Raw genomic sequence first — 6,362 nt, forward strand, 5'->3', positions numbered from 1 at the left:
CAGCACCGGCTGCACCACCTCCACCCGCGCCAACCAGTCGTCCCCGCCCCGCAGCACCGCCTCCACCGAGAACCCCGTCAACGGCAACAGCGCCGCATCACACTCCCGCAGACGATCCGCGAACGCTCGCGACCCCAGCAGACCCACCGCCATACCCAGCCACTGACCACCCTGACCCGGATACACGAACACCACGTCCGAGCTGCCCAACGGCGACCCCGCGATCTGTCCCAGACCCGCGGCCACCGCCTCCAGACCCTCCGCGTCCCACGCCACCGCCCGCACCGGGAGCGCCGCCCGGCCCACCAGCGTCGCGCCGGTGTCCGCCAGGGAGGCCCCTGCGGTGTCCAGGTGGTCGCGGACCACGGCGGCCTGGGCGCGCAGCCCCGCCTCGTCGGCCCCCGCCAGCGGCAGCGGAACGACGGGCGTGGTGCCCGCCGGTGCGACGGCCTCGGCCGGCGCCTGTTCGAGGACGACGTGGGCGTTGGTGCCGCTGAACCCGAAGGAGGAGACCGCGGCCCGGCGGGGGGTGTCCCCGGCCTGCGGCCAGGGCTGCGCGGAGGTGAGCAGCTCCAGCGCGCCCGAGGACCAGTCGATGTGCGGGGAGGGCTCGTCGACGTGCAGCGTCTTCGGCAGCACGCCGCGGCGCATGGCCTCGACCATCTTGATGATGCCGCCGACGCCCGCCGCCGCCTGGGTGTGCCCGAGGTTCGACTTCAGCGAGCCCAGCCGGAGCGGCTCGCCCTCGGCCCGGTCCTGGCCGTACGTCGCCAGCAGCGCCTGGGCCTCGATCGGGTCACCCAGGCGCGTCCCCGTGCCGTGCGCCTCCACCGCGTCGACCTGGGCCGGGGTCAGCCGGGCGTCGGCCAGCGCGTCGAGGACCACCCGCTGCTGGGAGGGGCCGTTCGGCGCGGTCAGACCGTTGGACGCACCGTCCTGGTTGACCGCGCTGCCCCGGACGACGGCGAGGACCGGGTGGCCCAGGCGCAGGGCGTCCGAGAGCCGCTCGACCAGCAGCAGACCGGCACCCTCGGCCCAGCCGGTGCCGTCGGCGGCGGCGGCGAAGGGCTTGCAGCGGCCGTCGGCGGCCAGGCCGCCCTGCCGGGCGAACTCGACGAACGTGCTCGGACCGGCCATCACGGTGACACCGCCCGCCAGCGCCATCGCGCACTCGCCCCGGCGCAGCGACTGCACCGCCAGGTGCAGCGCGACCAGCGTCGACGAGCAGGCCGTGTCGATGGTGAGGGCAGGACCCTCCAGCCCGAAGGTGTAGGCGACGCGGCCGGAGATGATGCTCCCGGAGGTGCCGGTGGCCAGGTAGCCCTCGACGCCGTCCGGCAGCGTGGTGAGCTGGGCGGCGTAGTCGTGGTACATCACGCCGGCGAACACGCCGGTGCGGGAACCCTTGACGCCGAGCGGGTCCAGCCCGGCGCGCTCGAAGGTCTCCCACGCGCACTCCAGCAGCAGCCGCTGCTGCGGGTCCATCGCCAGGGCCTCGCGCGGGGAGATGCCGAAGACGGCGGGGTCGAACGCGCCCGCATCCTCGAGGAATCCGCCCTCCTGGGCGAAGTCGCCCTCCTCCACCGCCCAGCCCCGGTCCTGGGGGAAGCCGGTGATCGCGTCGCGGCCGGCGTCCAGCAGGTCCCAGAGCTGACCGGGCGTGCGCACCCCACCGGGGTAGCGGCAGGCCATGCCGATGATCGCGATCGGTTCGGCGGCCTTCTCCTGGACGTCGACGAGGTCGCGACGGGCCTGACGAAGGTCGGCGGTCGCCCGCTTGAGGTAGTCGCGGAGCTTCGCTTCGGTGTCCATGTCTCGCCAACTCCAGTTGCTTGTGGGTCAGTTCGCGCCGATTAGGCGGAGGGTCGGTTCGCGCCGACCGCGCGGAGGGTCAGTTGATGCCGAGTTCGTCGTCGAGCAGGCTGAACAGCTCGGCGTCGTCGGCGGCGGCGATGTCCGCATTGGTGTCGGAGTCCGACGGGCCGTCGCCCGGCCCGTCGGTGCTCGCCCAGCCTGCGAGCATCGCCCGCAGCCGGAGCCCGACGGCGGTCCGGATCGCCTCGCTCGGGCTGCTCGCCGCCAGGCTCGCCTCCAGAACGGCGAGCTCGGCCAGGAGCGCCGCGTCACCCTCGACGGCCGCCGGGGCGAGCCGGTCGCGGAGGGCCTCGGCCAGCGCCAGCGGCGTCGGGTGGTCGAAGATCAGCGTCGGCGCGAGCCGCAGACCGGTGTCGGCGGCCAGACGGTTGCGGAACTCGACCGCGGTGAGCGAGTCGAAGCCCAGCTCGCCGAAGACACGGCCGTCGCCGATCCCCGCCGGGCCCGTGTGGCCGAGCACGGCGACCGCGTGGGTACGGACCAGGCCGAGCAGCGTGCGGGTCCGTTCGGCGGCGGTCATCGGGGCCAGCTGCGCGGTCAGTGCGCGGTCCCGGCCTGCGGCGACGGCAGGCCGGGCCTCCGCGCGGACCCCCGGCCGGGCCGGCGCCGGTACCAGACCGGCGAACAGCTCCGGGAGCCGTCCGGCCGCGGCCGCCGGCCGGAGCGCGGCCAGGTCGAGCCCGACCGGGGCGACCAGGGCGACGTCCGCGCGGAGGGCGGCGTCGAACAGGGCGAGCGCGTCCCCGGTGGGCAGCGGCACGATCCCGCCGCCCCGGAGCCGGTCGCGGAGACCGTCCGTCAGGGCGGCGCCGAGACCGGTCTCCCACAGCCCCCACGCCAGCGAGGTGGCGGGAACCCCCTCGGACCGCAGACGGGCGGCGTAGGCGTCCAGGAAGGTGTTGGCCGCGGCGTAGTTGGCCTGGCCGGCGTTGCCGAGAACGCCGGCGACGGAGGAGAACAGCACGAACGCCGCGAGCGGCCGGCCGGCGGTGGCCGCGCGCAGGTTGACCGCCGCATCCACCTTGGCCGCCAGGACGGCCGCGAGCCGGTCGGGCGTCAACCGGGTGAGCACCGCGTCGTCCGTGACGCCGGCGGCGTGCACCACGGCGCCGACCTCGACGGGACCGAGCAGACGCCGGACGGCGTCCGGATCGGCCAGGTCGCAGGCCGCGAGCCGCACCGCCGCCCCGGCGCCGGTCAGTTCGTCGACCAGGGCCGCGGCCCCGGGCGCGTCGGGGCCGCGCCGGCTGACCAGCAGCAGGTCCTTGACCCCGTGGGCGGCGACCAGGTGACGGGCCAGGTCCGCGCCGAGCGCCCCGGTGGCGCCGGTGAGCACGACCGTCCCGTCACCGAGGGCGGACGCGACCGGCGCGCCGTCGGCCGGGCCGCCGGTCACGGCCGCAGGAGGCTGCGCCGCGACCAGGCGCGGGACCAGCACCGCGCCGGAGCGGACCGCCGCCTGCGCGAGCCCCGCCTCGACGATGCCCGCGACGAGCGCGCGGCCGTCGGCGGCACCGGCAGTGGCGGTGGCGGTGTCGCTGTCGCTGTCGGTGTCGGTGTCGATCAGGGTGATCCGGCCGGGGTTCTCCGTCTGGGCGACGCGGACCAGACCCCAGAGCACGGAATGCGCCAGCCCCGTCACCGGGTCCGCCGGGCCCGTGGCCACCGCACCCGAGGTCAGCACCACCAGGTGACCGGCACCGGCCGGATCGGCGAGCCACGCCTGGAGCGTGCCCAGGGCGGTTTCGAGTGCCCGCCGCACCTCGGCCGGACCGGCCTCGGGCGAGGCCGTGGCGTCGAGCAGGACGACCGGGGCGCCGGGCAGGGCGGGCATCGGCTCGCCGAGCGGCAGGCCGACCCAGCCTGCGGTGTCCCCGCCGCCGACCGCCACGGGCGAAGGCCGCCACTCCACCGTGTAGAGCCCGGCCGTGTCGGCCGCCGGGGCCGCACCGACCGGCCGCAGCGCGAGCCGCTCGATCTCGGCCACCGGCAGCCCGGCACCGTCCGCGATCACCAGGCGCACACCGCCGGGCCCGTCCGGGGTCAGCCGGACCAGCAGCGCGGTCGCGCCGCCGGACACCAGCCGGACACCGGACACCGCGAAGGGCAGGTGGACGTCCGTCCCGGTGACCAGACCGCCGGCGGCGACCGCGTGCAACGCGCTGTCCAGCAGGGCCGGGTGCAGCGCGAAGCCCGCGGGCGGCTCCGCGACCTCGACCTCGGCGAAGACCTCGTCCCCGGACTTCCAGGCCCTGCGCAGGCCCTGGAACGCCGGCCCGTAGCCCAGGCCCGCAGCCTCCATCGCCGGATAGAAGCCCGTGAGGTCGATCTCCTCGGCCCCCGCCGGCACCGTGACGGCGGCCGGGTCGCCGCCGGTCCGCTCCGACAGCAGGCCCGTGGCGTGCTCGGTCCAGGGCGCCTCGGCCCCGGTCCGCGAGTGGACGGTCACCGGCCGACCGGCCTCGTCGTCCGGCGCCCCGACCGTGACCCGGACCTGGACGGTCTCGCGACCCGGCAGGACGAGCGGAGCCTTCAGCAGCAGTTCCTCCAGCACCGGGGCCCCCACCCGGGAGCCCGCCGCCAGGACCATCTCGAACAACGCGGCGCCCGGCACGACCGTGCGGCCGTGAACCGTGTGGTCGACCGCCCACGGGTGGGTCGCCCCGGACAGCGAACCGGTGAACAGCACCAGCCCGGAACCCGGGACCTCCGCCGCCGCACCGAGGATCGGGTGGCCGGTCCCGGTCAGGCCGAGCCCGGTGACGTCCCCGTCGACACCGGTCCGGGGCCGCGGCCAGAACCGCCGGTGCCGGAACGGGTAGGTCGGCAGGTCCGCGTCGGCCCGGCGCCCGACCAGCGCGCTCCAGTCGACGGGCTGGCCGTGGACGAACAGCTCGGCGACCGCCCGGAGCAGCGTGTGCGGCTCGGACCGGTCCCGGCGCAACGCGGTGACCGCGGTGAGCTCGGGATCGACGTGGCCGATCAGCCCGGCGAGGACGCCGTCCGGGCCGAGTTCCAGCACCCGACGGGCATCGAGGGCGGTGACGGCCTCGGCGAAACGCACCGGGCGCCGGACCTGGTCGACCCAGTACTCCGGGTCCGACCACTGACCGGGCGTCACCGGAGTGCCGGTCACCGTCGAGACGGCGGGGAGCACCGGGTCGTGGAAGGCCAGGCCGCTCACGACGGCCCGGAAGTCCGCCAGCATCGGCTCCATCAGCCGGGAGTGGAACGCGTGGCTGGTCCGCAGGCGGTTGGTCTTCCAACCCCGCTCGGTCACCAGCTCGGCGATCGCCACGATGTCGTCCTCGGTCCCCGACACGACCACCGCGGCCGGCCCGTTGACCGCCGCGAGGTCGATGTCCGGGAACGCCTCCCGAACCTCGGCCTCCGACGCCCCGACGGCCAGCATCGCGCCGCCCGCGGGCAGCGCCTGCATCAACCGGCCCCGCGCCGCCACCAGCTTCGCCGCATCCGCCAGGGAGAGGACCCCGGCGGCGTACGCGGCGGTGATCTCGCCGACCGAGTGACCGGCGACCACGTCCGGGGTCACGCCCCAGGAGCGCACGAGCGCGAGCAGCGCCACCTCGACCGCGAAGATCGCCGGCTGCGCCGAACCCGTACGGTCCAGCGACTCCGCGTCCAGCCCGTGCAGCGTCAGCCCCAGCACCTCGCACGCCTCGTCATAGGCGGTCGCGAACACCGGGAAGGTGTCGTACAACTCCCGGCCCATCCCGACCCGCTGCGACCCCTGACCGGTGAACACCACCGCCAGCCGGCCCTCGACCGCCGTGCCGGTGACGATCCGGTCGATGACGATCCGGTCGATGACGGCCCGGTCGGTGACGGCCCGATCGGTGAACGCGCTCAGGGAATCCTCCAGCGCGGAGCGGTCCTCGGCGAGGAGCACCGCGCGCTGCGGCAGCGCGGCCCGGCCCGCCAGGCCCGCCGCGAGCTGGTCGAGCGGGAGCTCACGGTGCTCGGCGATCCGACCCGCCAGCACGCGCAGGGCGTCCTCGTCGGCCGCCGCGAGCACGACCGGAGTGACCGGAAGCGCCGGGAGCGGTGCCTCGTCCGACGCCGTCGCGGGAACCGGTGCGCCCGACGGGGCTTCGAGGATGACGTGGGCGTTGGTTCCGCTGATGCCGAACGAGGACACCCCGGCCCGGCGCGGCCGGTCGGTCGCGGGCCAGTCGCGGGCCTCGGTCAGCAACTCCACCGCACCCGCGGACCAGTCCACCTGCGAGGACGGCGCGTCCACGTGCAGCGTGCCCGGGAGGATCCCGTGGCGCATCGACTGCACCATCTTGATGATGCCCGCGACACCGGCCGCCGCCTGCGTGTGCCCGAGGTTCGACTTCACCGACCCCAGCCACAGCGGAACGCCGTGACGACCCTGACCGTAGGTGGCGAGGAGCGCCTGGGCCTCGATCGGGTCACCGAGCGAGGTACCCGTCCCGTGCGCCTCCACCGCGTCCACGTCCCGC

General features: G+C 75.9%; 1 protein-coding gene and 1 pseudogene. Both read right to left on the reverse strand.

Going from position 1 to position 6,362, the window contains the following annotated elements; translation table 11 throughout:
• Positions 1-1,812: type I polyketide synthase (locus tag PUR56_RS08645; RefSeq protein ID WP_329948445.1), on the reverse strand; the 1,812-nt coding region annotated here is incomplete at its 3' end.
• A gap of 79 nt (positions 1,813-1,891) precedes the next feature.
• A pseudogene (locus PUR56_RS08650) lies at positions 1,892-6,358 on the reverse strand (SDR family NAD(P)-dependent oxidoreductase); the annotation flags it as partial.
• Positions 6,359-6,362: the final 4 nt, after the last annotated feature.

Source organism: Streptomyces sp. BE303 (assembly GCF_036290945.1).
Lineage (GTDB): Bacteria > Actinomycetota > Actinomycetes > Streptomycetales > Streptomycetaceae > Kitasatospora.